1 protein-coding gene is annotated in these 294 nt (G+C 63.6%); it reads left to right on the top strand.

Features of this window, described 5'->3' with window-relative positions; translation table 11 throughout:
• Positions 1 to 70: 70 nt before the first annotated feature.
• A partial coding sequence (locus DSD19_RS14175) for a transposase (RefSeq protein WP_371412610.1) occupies positions 71 to 294 on the top strand: 224 nt, incomplete at its 3' end.

The following is a 294-nucleotide window of genomic DNA, read 5'->3' as shown; positions in this document are numbered from 1 at the left end:
ACGCGCTGCGTGATTCACGGCCTGTACAACGGAGCGGTGACATGCGCGACCTGTACTGGCCGACGAGCGGATGGCCAAGCTTGCCCCTTTCTTCCCCAAGTCCCACGGCAAGCCTCGGGTCGATGACAGACGGGTCTTGAGCGGGATTATCCTCCTCAATCGCAATGGCTTGCGCTGGCGCGACGCGCCCGAAGCCTACGGACCGCACAAGACGCTGTACAGCCGGTGGAAGCGTTGGAGCGAGAAAGGCATCTTCGCCAGGATGATGGCCGGGTTGGCGGCCGAACACGGCGA

Origin of the sequence: Rhodovulum sp. BSW8, from assembly GCF_003314725.1 — a bacterium.
Taxonomy (GTDB): Bacteria; Pseudomonadota; Alphaproteobacteria; order Rhodobacterales; family Rhodobacteraceae; genus Rhodovulum; species Rhodovulum visakhapatnamense.
The sequence above is the reverse complement of the archived record's forward strand: the minus strand, read 5'-3'. Positions and strand labels throughout refer to the sequence as shown.